The sequence below is a fragment of the Vibrio sp. B1REV9 genome (assembly GCF_905175395.2).
Classification (GTDB): domain Bacteria; phylum Pseudomonadota; class Gammaproteobacteria; order Enterobacterales; family Vibrionaceae; genus Vibrio; species Vibrio alfacsensis.
On the sequence record NZ_HG992745.1, the window covers coordinates 572,144 to 586,669 of the forward strand.

Below are 14,526 nucleotides of genomic sequence, written 5' to 3' on the forward strand. Positions count from 1 at the left end.
AGCCCGTTGAATCATGATTGGTTATATTTTTCTGACTTTCTGGATGGTTACAGGGGGGATACGGCGATAGGAGTGTATGTCGGCATTAGCTTCAGTAATAAACATTAACGTTTGCTCTCCAGGGATAACTAGGTTCTGAATATATCGAATTAGGAATGCAGCGGTTTGATGGGACTTATTCTGTTAGGTGCGAGATAGGGAAAATACAAAGGAAATAAAAAAGCCGACATCACTGTCGGCTTTACATTTTCTAGAACGCTTAATTGCTTTGAACTAGCATTAACGCTTTACGAGAGACTTCGTGAGCGGCTTTAGTTAAGTTTTGTTTCTCTAGTGTGTCTGCTAGGAATGCGTAATCAGATACGTTTGAGCGAATTTTTAGCGCGACTTCAAAGTGTTGCTGTGCCTCTGGCCATTTTTCCTGACGGAAGAATAAATGTGCTAATGCACTGTGTGCCGCAGCATTATCTGATTCGCGCTTTAGTACACTCTCAAGGAAAACAATCACAGGATGACTATCTGGTAAGTTGAGATCTGGTAGCAGCTGGTAAAGCTCTGGTGTTGAGTGCTTCTTAAGTGCTTCTTTGATCACCGTGAACGCTTCGGAGTCAGCTTTACGTGAAATAAGTTCGTGTGCAAAACATGTGATTAGGTGAGCATCTTGTTTAACTTTTCTTGGGAGGCTATTCCAATGAGAAATAAGCCCCTCACTGCCTTGTTGTTGGGCAACTTCATGCAATAAACCGCATTGTGCTTTTTGAATCAACTCGGATTGTTCTTCTTCTGTCACCAATTTGGCTTTAGTAAGCAGAGGCATTAGATCGATCAGAGGTTGCCATAACTTAAGCTGCATATATGTTGTTTTTAGCAGGTTAAGAACTATGGAGTTATTCGCGTACTGGCCTTTTAGTGTTTGCAAGGTATCGAAAGCAGATTCAAACTCATTATCACGAATAAATTGTTTTGCTCGAGTTAGCTCCACCGCGAGGTGGGCATTTTCTTGTTGGCTCGCGAGTTCTAGGTATTGGTCGCGTTTTGCTTTGTCACCTTGACCTTGCGCGGCTTCTGAAGCCACTAGGTAGCAGAGCAAAGGCATATCGTGGTGGTTAGCCCAGCGGGTTACTTTTTTCTCTGCGCCTTTCCAATCACCCTCTAGTAACTTTATGATACCTTCATTGGTGTAGCGACGAGAGCGACGCATCTTACGTACGCTGAAGTAGTTCCATGTGCTTGAACTTGCATAGACCACTTTTTTTACCAAGTATTCAAGCAAGAATAGAGCAGCTAGCGCAGCTATCACGAAAATAACCAGTGTTGTGACACTCATTTCAAGGGTGGTATTCGCAATCGAGATCAGTACATAACCTTGCTGACCTGAAAACTGTGTACCGACAAAAAGGCCTGCACCGAGAATAACGAATAGGAAAATAAGACGAACCATTATTTATCCTCCGTACCTGTCATTGTTGTCACTTCACGACGTAGACGCTCGCGAATCACATCAGATAATTGATTTTGGCTTTCTAGTTTTGAAGGGTATTCAACATCAATGTCTTTTTTACTTAATTGGCCAAGTGCTTTGTTGAATTCTTTTACTGAGTTGTCGTCTTGGTTAAAGAACGCCATCGCCCATTTGTCTGCAGTTTCTAAAGAGGTTGTATAGATTTCACTTTGCTCTTGGTATACCGCTTTGATGGCCGTTTCTAGTTTTGCTTTGATATTTTCTTTCAAGTAGAAATGTTGCTGTGGAGACAGGAGTGGAATGACGTTGCCATCACGAGTGCGGAAAGTAATGAAGTTCTCTGAGAAGTCTTTTAGTGATGTCATCAGGTTGTCTTGCCAGTTTGCAATATCTTCGGATACTTCTTTTTTCTCGATCGCAGCCGCTTCTGGAAGCAGTGCATTTGCAAGCGGCAACTTATCAACTTGTTGTTGAAGTGCAGTAAGGCGTAAGACTAGGCCATCACGGTCAATTAAAGGCACAGTGCGCAGCTTAGTAATGTCATTTGCCATTGCTTTACGCAGGCTAACAAGGCTTGGGTCATTTAATGCTGCGATACGCTGATCGGCACTTTCCATAAGCTGGGTTGCACTTTCAACATCGTGTTCTAGAAATAGTTTACGCCCAGCAAGTTTGACTAAGTAGTCAGCTTCCGCCAATAACCAATCGTTTGGACGACGGCCTTTTACATCAGCAACTGCCAGTTGCAGACTCTCAATGCTTTTTTGTTGCTGACCAAGTACCACTTCCGCTTTATGAGTCGCAGTCGTTGCTTTCTCAATGGTTTCTTTTTTTACTTGGCTTAACTCTTGTGTGATGGACGCTTGTGTTTGTTTTAATTGGCTTTGAAGCTGTGCGATTTGAGCTTGATACTCAGACTGTTGCTCAAGAAGTTTGTAAGTCAAACCGCCACCAAAAACAATCGAAAGGATGATAGCAACGGTACCGAGCTTCACGCCACGCTTGCCATGCTTTTCTTTAAGTTCAGGCTTATTCAAGTCGGTCTGTTTCTTTGGCTCTACTGTTTCAGGTTCTGTTTTTTTTGATTCAGTTTCCTTTTTTGCTAGGTCTTTTTCAGCTAGCGGTGCCGATGCGTTGTTGTCGGCAAGGTTCTTATCATTATTTTTCTGATCGTTATCTTTACTTGTCATGCCTATATCCTGTGTAGCTAGGGCTGGAGAGCAGCCAGTAATTCTTGGTTCGATGCGCTTCCTGTGCACCTGACCTGAGTGAAGCCCCGTTGAATTGCGATGTCAGCGATCCGCTGACTGGGGATAAACAACTCTTGTTGGGTAAGCCAAGCTAATTGTTTTGGATTTAACTGGCTGCACAAAAAGTCCAGTTGCTCACCACTTGTGATGATAATCTGGTCGATATTTTGAGTTTTCCATAGTGAAACACAGCTTACTGGATCGAACGGGATAAGTTCTCTCTTATATGTCTCACTATAGTGAACTTTTGCACCTTGTCTCACCAATGCTTCTTTTATTAATTCGCGACCGCCATTTCCACGAAGGATGAGTACCGTCTGTCGTTTTAAATTTTGTAACTCAGGGAGTTGTAACAGGTGCTCACTATCACTAACTTGTGGATAGTGTACTTTCTGTTGTGTGCATTTGCTTAAATAGTGTGCGGTTTTTTGACCGACGGCAAGGTAAATAGCCTGCTTTGGCCATGGAATCTGATTGTTTTGCAAGATTTGCTGCGCGCATAGCACCGCATGTTGACTAACTGCGATGATGATATGGGCGTGTTCTACGAATTTAGAAAGGTTTGTTTCTTCAAGATCGGCGACGATGTCGATCAGAGGATGATGAATAGCGTCAATGCCGTGCCTTTCGAGCAGAGAGCAAAGCGCTTTGCCTTGCTCTCCCGGCCGAGTGACCAACACTGCCATGGTTATTCGTGATCTGCGTATAGCTTGGTTAGAATGTCTCGCGCACCATTTTCAAGCAATTCGTTAGCTAACTGAACGCCCAGAGCTTCGGCGTCGTTGCGGTGACCACGAATTTCACCTCGTACAATTAGGCTGCCATCAGGCTCACCGACAAGCGCACGTAGCCAGATGTTGTCTCCATCGAGTAGAGAGTAGCTACCAATTGGTACCTGACAACCGCCTTCAAGGGTTAGGTTCATGGCTCGCTCACAACGAACGCGATCGGCGGTATCTTGGTGATTGAGTGGCTCAAGCAGTTTAATAAGACGCTCATCATCAAGGCGACATTCAATGCCGACTGCACCCTGGCCAACGGCTGGCAAGGACTGTTCTGGTTCAATAAAACTACGAATACGTTCTTCTAGTTCAAGACGTTTCAAGCCTGCAGCCGCTAGAATAATTGCATCGTATTCACCAGCATCTAATTTACCTAGACGAGTACCAACGTTGCCACGCAGTTCTTTGATAATCAGATCTGGGCGGTATTCTTTTACCTGACACTGACGACGTAAGCTACATGTGCCCACAATAGCGCCTTGAGGTAGTTCATCAATGTTACTGTAAGTGTTTGATACAAAAGCGTCACGTGGATCTTCACGCTCACATATCGTGACAAGACCTAATCCCTCAGGGAAATCGACCGGAACATCTTTCATTGAGTGCACCGCAAGGTCTGCACGACCTTCAAGCATCGCAACTTCTAGCTCTTTAACGAACAAGCCTTTGCCACCGACTTTTGCTAGGGGCGTATCCAAAATGATGTCGCCTTTGGTCACCATCGTGACGAGCTCAACTTCTAGGCCTGGATGAGCGGCTTGAAGCGCGTCTTTTACAAAGTATGCTTGCCATAAAGCAAGAGGGCTTTTTCGAGTTGCAATGCGAATTGGCGTAGATTGTGTCATGGTCTTCTCAATGCTGTTTTAGTTTTGCTTAATCCTACCATTCAACACGTGAAAGTCTTAATGTTAGTTGGCGTTCTCTTTGGTTGGTGATTGGATTTACATTAGGTTATGAAAATTGTGTGACTAGATTCTCATTTAGACTAAGGATTAGTATTCGTTGATAGCGAATACAAGCGACACTACTGCGCTGTCAAATTTGCGAGCAGTGTTGAGTTTTCAGGTCGTGATGATTTGCGGGGGAAAACTTTACCAACTCTGATGAAAGTGTTAAATTGATCACGTTTTTACGTCATTTTGGCTTAATACATCAGCAAATTTTCGTGATTGTTCAACCAAGGAATCTCCCTTGCAGGCTTACATTCAAAAACTCATTCAGCGATTAGATAATCTAAACCAGCAGCGTATCGATCGCGCGCTGGCGCTTATGGATTCGCAAAGCCAGCAAGTCTTTCATTTGATTCCGGCCTTGCTGAACTACAATCATCCTGTCATCCCAGGTTATTACGATGCCGACGTGCCTTACGGTGTGTATGGCTTCGAGCTAAATGCACTTCAACAGCAATTTCTAGATGATACTCAACTGACCATTGGTCAGGTACTTACCACGCCTGAGCAGCCTGCCATTCTTGGTTTGTATACTATGGGTAGCACGTCTTCTATTGGACAAAGCACATCGAGTGATTTAGACATTTGGGTGTGCATCTCTCCAGCAATGGACAGTGATGATCGCGAACTGTTGACCAATAAATGCTTGTTGATTACCGATTGGGCGCAAACTCAAGGTGTCGAAGCAAACTTCTTCTTGATGGATGAAGAGCGTTTTCGTAGCAATCATTCTGAAGAAATGACTGGGGACAACTGTGGTTCTTCCCAGCATTTGCTGCTTCTGGATGAGTTTTACCGTTCTGCGGTGCGTCTCGCTGGTCAGCGATTATTGTGGCAAATTGTGCCTCCAGAGATGGAAGAGTGTTACGACGAGTATGTTGCACAGCTATGTAATGATGGTTATATCGATTGCAGCGAGTGGATTAACTTTGGTCAGCTCAACCGAATTCCTGCTGAAGAGTACTTTGGCTCGAATTTATGGCAACTGTACAAAAGCATTGATTCACCATACAAATCTGTATTGAAAGCCATTTTGCTTGAAGCCTACTCGTGGGAATACCCGAATACGCAACTTTTGAGTGTTGATACCAAACGCCGCTTCTTTGCGCATGAGCCTGATTTGTACGGCATGGATGCGTATTACCTGATGCTTGAAAAGGTTACGCGTTATTTGGTACGAATCCAAGATGACACGCGTTTAGATCTGGTACGTCGCTGCTTTTATCTAAAAACACATGAGAAACTTTCTCGCGAGCCTGATGTTGGATCTGTGGCGTGGCGACGTGAAGCGCTGAGTGATATGATCGCAAAATGGGATTGGGATGACTCTGTGATCGCAGAGCTTGATGACCGCCGTAACTGGAAAGTTGAGCAAGTTAAAATTGTGCATCATTCTTTGCTTGATGCATTGATGCAAAGCTACCGAAATCTCATTCAGTTTGCTCGTCGCAATGACATCACTTCGGCTATTAGTCCTCAAGATATTAGTATTCTGGCCCGTAAGCTGTATGCGGCATTTGAAGTGCTGCCAGGTAAAGTAACGCTGCTTAACCCCCAAATCTCCCCTGATTTGCATGAACCCGATCTTAGCTTTATCGAAGTGAAAGAAGGGAAAGTAAATAAATCAGGGTGGTATCTGTATAAACAGCCTTTGATTGCACATCGAATTCTTGGTCAGCCGAGTTTAGAACACCACGAGTACTTAAGTAAGTTGGTGTCTTGGGCGTTTTTCAATGGCTTGATCACAGAATCAACGCGTTTGCACGCTGTTGTACGCGAAGCTCAGCTTGATATTGATAAGTTCTACCAAATGGTGAGTGATTTACGTAATACATTCTCGTTGCGTAAACGTCGCCCGACCATGCAGGCTCTAGCGAGTCCTTGTGAAATTAGCCAACTGGCGATGTTCATTAACTTTGAAAATGATCCAACTTCAGAGTTGTCTGGCCGCTCGCTGAAAGTGGATGTGAAGAACATTGACGTCTTCAGTTTTGGCCCTGAACAAATCAACTTAGTTGGCAGTGTCGATTTGGTTTATCGTAACTCATGGCATGAAGTGCGAACGCTGCATTTTAAGGGTGAGACGGCGATGCTCGATGCCCTGAAGACTATTCTGGGTAAGATGCACCAAGATGCGATACCGCCAGAATCGGTTGATGTATTTTGCTATGCGAAGAATATGCGTGGCGTGATGCGCAATAAGGTCTATCAAATGTTGGCTGAGTGCATTGATTTACGTTTGAAACCGGTTGAGCAAGAAAAACGTCGCCGCTTTAAGGCAATGCGCCTTGGCAACCAAACATACGGTTTGTTCTTTGAACGTCGTGGTGTGTCTGTACAGAAATTGGAAAACTCGGTTGATTTTTACCGTAGTATTTCGACCAACAAGCTGAAAGGCTCTCCATTATTGATGTTGGATCGCGAACAAGAATATCAACTACCTGAAGTGGTCGATGGATTCGCGAGTGAGGGCTTGGTGCAGTTTTTCTTCGAGGATACCGAAGAGGGGTTCAATATTTACGTGCTGGATGAGTCAAACCAAGTTGAGGTGTATCACCAGTTTAGCGGCTCGAAAGATGAGATGATTGCATCGGTGAATAGCTTTTACACGTCCGTGAAAGATGATAATCGAGTCTCGTCTAAGCTGATCAACTTTAATCTGCCCCAGTACTATCAGATTATTCGCCCGGAAGAGGGCAATACCTACATCATCCCTTACCGAAATGACGGTTGCACGCCCACTCGCCCAAGCAAAGTGGTGAATGTGTAAGACAAATTATTAAAAAGAGCACATCAGTGCTCTTTTTTCTTTTTTTTGCTGACGATTCGTTTCAATGACCCGTTCAATTTAGTCCCAATCGATCGCTTCACCAGCGTGCTTTTCACACTCTTCTTTCACCATTTCAAACAGCTCCATGCCCGTTTTGGAACAAGTCCATTTGTTATCGATAAGCTTGAAGTGGAAGCCTCCAGACTTTGAGGCTAGCCATATTTCATGCATTGGCTCTTGGCGGTTAATGATGATTTGACTGCGGTCTTCAAACTCTAATGTCATTACGTTGCCAGACACTTCGTAATCAATGTCTGCGCCTGAATCATCGATGGATTCTTCGATGATTTGCATCTGCGCGTCCACCAGTTGATGAAATTCAGTATCGTTCATCCGTCTATCCTATTGCTTTTCCTGAGTGTGGTGCGATTATAGGGGGCATTGATTCAATAATCACGATATGCAAAATGAAAAAACTACTTACTGTGTTGTTTGTGATGGTTGCAGCGACGCTTGCCGGTTGCGGTCAATCAGGTTCACTTTACATTCCAGACGACACTCAACAAAACGAGCAGTCACAATAATCTCAGCCACCCCTTAGGGTGAAATCAGGGTTTAGCAATCGAATTAATTAAGGGAAGCGAATTTTGGATTACTTCAACTATCAGGATGATGGCCAGCTTTGGGCTGAAGACGTCTCACTCCACGCTCTTGCTGAGCAATATGGCACTCCTCTTTATGTATACTCACGTGCGACACTAGAGCGTCATTGGAATGCATTCGACAGTTCTGTGGGGCAGCACCCACATCTTGTTTGTTACGCAGTAAAAGCAAACTCTAACCTAGGTGTGTTGAATGCTTTGGCTCGTTTGGGGTCTGGTTTTGATATTGTCTCAGGTGGTGAGCTAGAACGTGTTATCGCTGCAGGTGGTGATGCGAAAAAAGTGGTGTTTTCTGGCGTTGGTAAGACACCAGCAGAAATGAAACGAGCTCTCGAGCTTGGCATTAAATGCTTTAATGTTGAATCTGAACCTGAGCTCGAACGCTTGAACCGTGTGGCCGGTGAGTTAGGTGTGATTGCACCGATTTCTTTGCGTATTAACCCTGACGTTGATGCGAAAACGCACCCTTACATTTCGACTGGTCTTCGCGACAATAAATTCGGCATTGCTTTTGACCGTGCTCCTGCGGTGTATCAATTCGCGCAGAGTTTACCGAACCTTAATGTACAAGGCATCGATTGTCATATTGGCTCCCAACTAACCGATATCGAACCATTTATTGATGCGACGGACCGTCTGTTGGCATTGATTGATGATTTGAAAGCACAAGGCATTAATATTCGTCATCTTGATGTTGGTGGTGGTCTAGGCGTCGTTTATCGCGATGAATTACCCCCACAGCCCTCTGATTATGCCAAAGCGCTATTGGCGCGTCTTGAAAATCATCAAGAGCTTGAGCTTATCTTTGAGCCAGGGCGGGCGATTGCAGCAAACGCTGGTATCTTGCTCACGCGAGTAGAATTCTTAAAGCACACTGAGCACAAAAACTTTGCGATCATCGACGCAGCGATGAATGATTTAATGCGTCCCGCGCTATATCAAGCATGGCAAGATATCGTGCCTGTCTCACCACGTGATGGCGAGGCACAAACTTACGATCTTGTTGGCCCTATCTGCGAAACAGGCGATTTCTTGGGTAAAGATCGAGCGCTAGTGCTGCAAGAAGGTGATCTACTCGCGGTTCGCTCTGCAGGTGCCTATGGCTTTGTGATGTCTTCGAACTACAATACCCGTACCCGAGCGGCGGAAGTGATGGTGGATGGTACCCAAAGTCACCTTGTTCGCCAGCGTGAGGAGCTGACCAGTTTGTGGCAGCTGGAACAGATTCTACCGGAGTAACACACAACAAATGCATTTCCACTTTTCTAAAATGCACGGTTTGGGCAACGACTTTATGGTCGTAGACTGTATTACCCAGAACGTGTTTTTCTCGCAAGATTTGATCCGTCGTTTGGCGGATCGCAACACGGGAGTTGGCTTTGACCAGCTGCTTGTCGTTGAAGCGCCATACGATCCGGAAACCGACTTTCATTACCGCATCTTTAATGCTGACGGTAGTGAAGTAGAGCAGTGCGGAAATGGCGCTCGCTGCTTTGCTCGTTTTGTGCGTTTAAAGGGCTTGACCAATAAATACAGCATCAGCGTAAGCACGAAGAAAGGAAAAATGATCCTCGATATCGAAGACGATGGTGAGGTCACGGTGAATATGGGTATCCCAGAGTTTGAACCGAGTAAAATCCCTTTCAAAGCGAAGCAGAAAGAAAAAACCTACATCATGCGCGCTGGTGAGAAGACCTTATTCTGTGGCGCGGTGAGCATGGGTAATCCTCATGTGGTGACGGTGGTGGATGATGTGGATGCGGCAGACGTAGAAACACTTGGCCCATTGCTTGAGTCTCACGAGCGCTTCCCTGAGCGTGTGAACGCTGGGTTTATGCAGGTGGTCAATCGTGGTCATATTCGTTTGCGCGTGTATGAGCGAGGAACGGGTGAAACCCAAGCTTGCGGTAGCGGTGCATGTGGTGCAGTTGCTGTTGGTATTGTGCAAGGCTTGCTTGATGAGGATGTGAAAGTTTCTCTGCCTGGTGGCGAATTGCGTATCTCTTGGCAAGGTCCTGGTAAGCCGTTGTTTATGACCGGCCCTGCCACCCATGTATTTGATGGTCAGCTGTCGTGTTAGTAGAAGAAAAGGAAATTCAATTGCCCTCCGTTGACGCCGATGCTTTGACGGCAGAAGTGGTTGCTGAATATCTGAAAGACCATCCGGATTTCTTTGTTCAGCGCCCAGAACTGATTGATCGACTTTCTCTGCCTCATGCTGATCTCGGTACCGTTTCTCTTGTGCACATTCAAATGAATCGTCAGCGTCAGCGCATTGAAGAACTTGAAGAAGAAATAACCACACTGATGTCCCTAGCTGCCAGTAATGACCGAACATTTTATGAGTTCATGGATCTGCAAGGGCAGATTCTTAAGTGTACTGATTTTAAGCAAGTGATTGCGGCAATAGAACAGAAAGCAAAAGAGCTTGGTTTAAAAGCCTATGTTCGTCTGTTGAGTCAGTGTCATGCTGAAACTCAACTGAGTAAGGAAAGTTACCAACGTTTTGCGATGAATCACTTAAATGGCAAAGACGCTTATCTAGGTCGTCTGCGTAAAGTGGATCGTGAAGCTTTGTTTGGAAATATGGATGTTCCAGAAATGGGGTCCTATGTGGTGTTGCCGTTGGTGAAACAACAGCCGCTCGGTGTTCTGGCATTTTCTAGTGAAGATGGTGGTCACTTTCAACCAGATATGGATACCTTGTTTTTGCGTCACCTCTCATTAGTCGTGGCATATCTCGCACAAACTCTGGTATGGCATGAACATCATGATAACAGCACCCAACAAACCTCTACCCAATAGCCTTAGCAAGCCTCTTGAACGTTTCTATGAATTTCTGCGAAGCGAAAAGGGGCTGAGCCTTCATACTCAACGAAATTACAAACAACAACTGGGCACCATGGCTCAGCACCTAGCAGATATGGGCCTGAAAGAGTGGTCTCAAGTTGATGCGGGCTGGGTTCGCCAACTTGCGGGTAAAGGCATGCGTGAGGGAATGAAAGCCAGTAGTTTAGCCACGCGTCTCTCTTCTCTGCGGAGTTTTTTCGATTTTCTTATCTTACGGGGAGAAATGACCGCAAATCCCGCTAAAGGGGTATCTGCACCTCGTAAGAAGCGACCTCTCCCTAAAAACCTAGATGTTGATGAAGTAAACCAGCTGCTTGAAGTGAATGAGGATGATCCTTTAGCGGTTCGCGATCGTGCGATGATGGAGCTCATGTACGGTGCGGGTTTACGTTTAGCTGAACTAGTGAGTATTGATGTTCGTGATGTTCATTTGCGGAGTGGGGAATTACGGGTTATTGGTAAAGGTGACAAAGAGCGTAAAGTCCCATTCTCAGGCATGGCGACAGAGTGGGTAGGTAAGTGGCTTAAAGTTCGTGGTGGGTTTGCTGCGGCTGGTGAATCTGCGTTATTTGTGTCTAAGCTTGGTACGCGTATTTCACACCGAAGTGTGCAAAAGCGCATGGCCGAATGGGGACAAAAACAGTCGGTAGCGAGCCATATTAGCCCGCATAAATTGCGTCACTCATTTGCTACCCATATGCTGGAGTCGAGCAATAACTTACGTGCAGTACAAGAGTTGTTAGGGCATGAAAACATTTCAACCACTCAAATCTACACGCATTTGGATTTTCAACATTTAGCACAGGCTTATGATCAGGCGCACCCTCGTGCACGTAAGAAGAGCGATAAATAGGGACTCGAATGAAATTCTACCGCAGTATTCCGTCAGTTAAAGCGATGACATTTGATCTTGATGATACGCTCTACGACAACTATCCAGTGATCGTGCGTATGGAACAAGAGTTATTGTCTTGGCTCAGTCGGAATCACCCCGCGGTTGCGCATTTGGGAAAAGCTGAGTGGCTGGCAGTAAAAAAACAAGTCGTAGAGCAGCAACCTGAGCTAAAAAACGATGTGACACGTTGGCGTTGGGTGCAGCTAAAAAGGGCATTTCTTGAAGCCGGTTATGACGAGCTTGATGCGGAGAACGCAGCACAGGCAGGCGTTGATATAGCGTTAGAGTGGCGTAGTCGGTTTACAGTACCACAGACAAGTCTCGATATACTGACGCAACTTAGAAAACAACTTCCCCTTGTTGCCATCACTAACGGTAATGTTGATTTAGATAGAATCGGCCTTGCTCCATTCTTTGAACTGGTCTTAAAGGCGGGGCCTGATGGACGAGAGAAACCTGAGCCCGATTTATTTAATAAAGCGCAGCAATTTTTAGATGTACCAGCCCAACATATTCTTCATGTTGGTGACCATTTGGTGACGGATGTTTTGGGGGCGAAACAGTCAGGTTATTCCGCGTGCTGGTTTAATCGCAATACAGAACCTCGGCAGGGAAATACGAAAAGTCAGTTATTACCAGATGTAGAGATCCATTGCTTGAACACCTTGGGGGAGTTCTTAAACCACTGATGGTTTCACGTGAAACGACACTGATAAAAAACGCAGCGAAAGCTGCGTTTTTTATTTCTCATTTATGATTTGAGCGCATGGCCACTTTTCTCTGCTTGAAAGTGTGGGATGTAATGTTGGAAGAAATCCAGCATTTGCTGTTGGTTTTCATGTTCACCGAGTTGTCCTAACAGCTGCGCTGCGACTTCAAATGTGCATAAGTTCCCATCTTGCTGATTGCGACGCAGTTGATATTGAGAATTGGCTTGGCTGACTAGCCCCATCATCGCAATATCCTCTAACCAATGGCTCTTGTTGAGCATCTTACGAGCTTCTTGCCAAGTCGCATCAAGGATGATGAACATTGGTTTTCTATTTTGTTGATGGCTTTGCTTTTGTACTTGTTCCAACGTGAGGCTCTCTTCACTTGGAAAAAGAAGTACTGGCAACAAGCTTGGATCTGCAAACATGATTGACCATTCTGCTGGTGGGCATTTCCGCTCCCAAACGACTCGAGTCACATTCAACTGGCACTGGATAAGTAGTTTGCCTGTATTGGTGTCTCGAGCTTGCTCATTTGGATGTATCAAGAGCATTAATTCATGTTCACTGCTCAGCTTTGGCAGCAGTGAGCAAATGCAGTTGAATTGAAACCCACACTGGAGACAAGGCTGCTGCGTTATCACAAGCGGACTCCGTCGCGAACTGGGCTAATTTCATCAGAGAACAAGCGTACACCACTGATCTGCTCTTTGGTTGCCTTTGGCGCTAAACTTGGATTAATTGGGTAACTTGCCCCGGTGTATTGCATGACATGTTGGCCAGACGAAGCTCCGCCCCCGCTGACATTAAAAATGAGGTCTCGCCAACCATGAGAGGTTTGTTGACCAAGCATTATTGGGCTTTGCACCAGCGTGATGCGGCTATTGAAGACCCACGTTTTTTCATCGTTTTCAAAGACCAATAACGTGCAACCACCAGAACCACACCAATCCAGTTGAATGAGAAGCTCTTCATTACCATCATCATTTAGGTCGTAAGTCAGCCAGCGATATTGGTTGTTGTTTGAATTTATTTGATTAATGAAGAAGTAGTTACGAACAGCGGCATCGACTTTAGAGTTGAAGTCTGCACTTGATGGAATGTTCACAGTTTTGATAGGTGTGCTGTTGCTTTGTTGCGTTGTATTCTCTGTGTCTGAGTTATGTATTGTTGATGGATAGAGTACCAATCCACCACCAGCAATAGGATAAACCATGCTGCCTACTTTCTCTTGGGTTGCTTTGAGTGTATCTCCATCACGAGTGAACAAACGTTCAGTGATCAATCGTTGCTGCTGGTGATGCGTCATCACTACTTGTATTTGCGATGGGCTCAGTTGTTGCCAATAACCTCGTTCAATCAACGATGGTTGTCCATCCGCGTAGCGGTATTGAGTGATTGCGCTGTGATCGGTGTTCAGTGTCATCTGGACTTCAAAGCCCTGTGATTGGGTTGATGTCGCTACATAGGTATCCGCCCAGTCTAAGGTAGAATCTATATTCGCTGTCATTCCACAACCTTGGTAGCTCTTACCATTGTGCTTTAGTGTCGCTTTCCAACCATATAGAGAATTGCTCGTAGTGTCAGAACATAAATTCTCTGTCATGCGCAGCTCCCCATCGTTAAGTTGATAGGTGCGTTGACGCGGTTGCAGCTGGCTACTATCAACATTCAGTGTTTCTGTAGGCTGACCGATTTGCTTAAGCACAAATGAGTCGCCTTCGAAATGTGCATGCCATGATGGTTCGTTCCCAAAGACGCGCGTTGGTTTGCTAGTTTCTTTACAGCGGCTTGTATTTTCTGTCGTGAGGAAGTTCACCTGTTCAACTACAACGTTTGCATCAAAATCTGCAGAGAAACCATCAACACCTGGCTGAGTCAGGTGACCAATAATTTCACCATACATAATTTGGTAAGGCTCGGAGGTTAACCCTACTGCACGTTGGATTTGTTGGGGAGAGAGTTGTAGCCAATATTGTTTATCGCTACCACAAGGCGTGATGTATTGGCTTTCGTGGCCAATCACCACTTCACCACGCAACATAAAGGTTTGAGGTAAGATGGTTTCCGGCTTATCTAAAGATGCAGGCGGTGTGGTTGGTGTGTCTTCACCTGACGGTGATGGCTGCATGCTACATGCTTGCAGGACCAGCAGTGTGGCTAATGCTACTGGGTTTTTCAAAGCCTTCATGTTA

General features: G+C 45.3%; 14 protein-coding genes. 7 read left to right on the top strand and 7 right to left on the bottom strand.

Annotation, left to right across the window (positions count from 1 at the left end; genetic code table 11):
- Nucleotides 1-259: 259 nt before the first annotated feature.
- The 4 genes from KHN78_RS08125 to hemC are packed head-to-tail and all read right to left on the bottom strand — an operon-like array spanning nt 260 to nt 4,339.
- On the bottom strand, nt 260-1,441 hold the full coding sequence (locus tag KHN78_RS08125) for a heme biosynthesis protein HemY (RefSeq protein WP_211915734.1): 1,182 nt from the start codon (nt 1,439-1,441) through the stop codon (nt 260-262).
- The gene (locus tag KHN78_RS08130) at nt 1,441-2,652 is read right to left on the bottom strand and encodes a uroporphyrinogen-III C-methyltransferase (protein ID WP_211915735.1); all 1,212 of its coding nucleotides are present in this window, start codon (nt 2,650-2,652) and stop codon (nt 1,441-1,443) included. Before KHN78_RS08130 ends, KHN78_RS08125 begins: the two co-directional genes overlap by 1 nt.
- Before the next feature lie 17 nt (nt 2,653-2,669).
- The gene (locus KHN78_RS08135) at nt 2,670-3,398 is read right to left on the bottom strand and encodes a uroporphyrinogen-III synthase (RefSeq protein WP_128809847.1); all 729 of its coding nucleotides are present in this window, start codon (nt 3,396-3,398) and stop codon (nt 2,670-2,672) included.
- A 2-nt stretch (nt 3,399-3,400) separates the two neighbouring features.
- Entirely contained in the window at nt 3,401-4,339 is a 939-nt protein-coding gene (gene hemC, locus KHN78_RS08140) for a hydroxymethylbilane synthase (RefSeq protein WP_211915736.1), read from the bottom strand.
- Between the two features lie 346 nt (nt 4,340-4,685).
- Between hemC and KHN78_RS08145 the strand changes: the two genes are divergently transcribed.
- Entirely contained in the window at nt 4,686-7,214 is a 2,529-nt protein-coding gene (locus tag KHN78_RS08145) for a class I adenylate cyclase (RefSeq protein WP_211915737.1), read from the top strand.
- 78 nt (nt 7,215-7,292) lie between these two features.
- On the opposite strand, the gene cyaY is transcribed toward KHN78_RS08145, so the two are convergent.
- Complete coding sequence (gene cyaY, locus KHN78_RS08150) at nt 7,293-7,607, bottom strand: iron donor protein CyaY (RefSeq protein WP_211915738.1); 315 nt, start codon at nt 7,605-7,607, stop codon at nt 7,293-7,295.
- A 74-nt stretch (nt 7,608-7,681) separates the two neighbouring features.
- On the opposite strand from cyaY, the gene lptM reads away from it, so the two are divergent.
- The 6 genes from lptM to yigB all read left to right on the top strand — a co-directional run bounded on the left by lptM (nt 7,682) and on the right by yigB (nt 12,310).
- Entirely contained in the window at nt 7,682-7,798 is a 117-nt protein-coding gene (gene lptM, locus KHN78_RS22135) for an LPS translocon maturation chaperone LptM (RefSeq protein WP_005452030.1), read from the top strand.
- A gap of 63 nt (nt 7,799-7,861) precedes the next feature.
- Nucleotides 7,862-9,115, top strand: a complete 1,254-nt coding sequence (gene lysA / locus KHN78_RS08160) for a diaminopimelate decarboxylase (protein WP_211915739.1) — start codon at nt 7,862-7,864, stop codon at nt 9,113-9,115.
- 10 nt (nt 9,116-9,125) lie between these two features.
- Entirely contained in the window at nt 9,126-9,956 is an 831-nt protein-coding gene (dapF, locus tag KHN78_RS08165; RefSeq protein ID WP_211915740.1) for a diaminopimelate epimerase, read from the top strand.
- The gene (locus KHN78_RS08170) at nt 9,950-10,681 is read left to right on the top strand and encodes a DUF484 family protein (RefSeq protein ID WP_211915741.1); all 732 of its coding nucleotides are present in this window, start codon (nt 9,950-9,952) and stop codon (nt 10,679-10,681) included. Before dapF ends, KHN78_RS08170 begins: the two co-directional genes overlap by 7 nt.
- Complete coding sequence (gene xerC / locus KHN78_RS08175; protein WP_211915742.1) at nt 10,647-11,579, top strand: tyrosine recombinase XerC; 933 nt, start codon at nt 10,647-10,649, stop codon at nt 11,577-11,579. The genes KHN78_RS08170 and xerC overlap by 35 nt, the downstream gene beginning before the upstream one ends.
- 8 nt (nt 11,580-11,587) lie before the next feature.
- Nucleotides 11,588-12,310, top strand: a complete 723-nt coding sequence (gene yigB, locus KHN78_RS08180; protein ID WP_211915743.1) for a 5-amino-6-(5-phospho-D-ribitylamino)uracil phosphatase YigB — start codon at nt 11,588-11,590, stop codon at nt 12,308-12,310.
- Between the two features lie 62 nt (nt 12,311-12,372).
- Here the strand turns inward: yigB and KHN78_RS08185 are convergent, their stop codons facing one another.
- Entirely contained in the window at nt 12,373-12,972 is a 600-nt protein-coding gene (locus tag KHN78_RS08185) for a tRNA-uridine aminocarboxypropyltransferase (RefSeq protein WP_211916525.1), read from the bottom strand.
- On the bottom strand, nt 12,972-14,522 hold the full coding sequence (locus KHN78_RS08190; RefSeq protein WP_211915744.1) for a COG3650 family protein: 1,551 nt from the start codon (nt 14,520-14,522) through the stop codon (nt 12,972-12,974). Before KHN78_RS08190 ends, KHN78_RS08185 begins: the two co-directional genes overlap by 1 nt.
- Nucleotides 14,523-14,526: the final 4 nt, after the last annotated feature.

Excerpts from the sequence above, each read along its gene's own strand:
- KHN78_RS08125 (WP_211915734.1), bottom strand. The coding sequence starts at position 1,441 with ATGGTTCGTCTTATTTTCCTATTCGTTATTCTCGGTGCAGGCCTTTTT.
- KHN78_RS08130 (WP_211915735.1), bottom strand. The coding sequence starts at position 2,652 with ATGACAAGTAAAGATAACGATCAGAAAAATAATGATAAGAACCTTGCC.
- KHN78_RS08135 (WP_128809847.1), bottom strand. The coding sequence starts at position 3,398 with ATGGCAGTGTTGGTCACTCGGCCGGGAGAGCAAGGCAAAGCGCTTTGC.
- hemC (WP_211915736.1), bottom strand. The coding sequence starts at position 4,339 with ATGACACAATCTACGCCAATTCGCATTGCAACTCGAAAAAGCCCTCTT.
- cyaY (WP_211915738.1), bottom strand. The coding sequence starts at position 7,607 with ATGAACGATACTGAATTTCATCAACTGGTGGACGCGCAGATGCAAATC.
- lptM (WP_005452030.1), top strand. The coding sequence starts at position 7,682 with ATGAAAAAACTACTTACTGTGTTGTTTGTGATGGTTGCAGCGACGCTT.
- dapF (WP_211915740.1), top strand. The coding sequence starts at position 9,126 with ATGCATTTCCACTTTTCTAAAATGCACGGTTTGGGCAACGACTTTATG.
- xerC (WP_211915742.1), top strand. The coding sequence starts at position 10,647 with ATGATAACAGCACCCAACAAACCTCTACCCAATAGCCTTAGCAAGCCT.
- yigB (WP_211915743.1), top strand. The coding sequence starts at position 11,588 with ATGAAATTCTACCGCAGTATTCCGTCAGTTAAAGCGATGACATTTGAT.
- KHN78_RS08190 (WP_211915744.1), bottom strand. The coding sequence starts at position 14,522 with ATGAAGGCTTTGAAAAACCCAGTAGCATTAGCCACACTGCTGGTCCTG.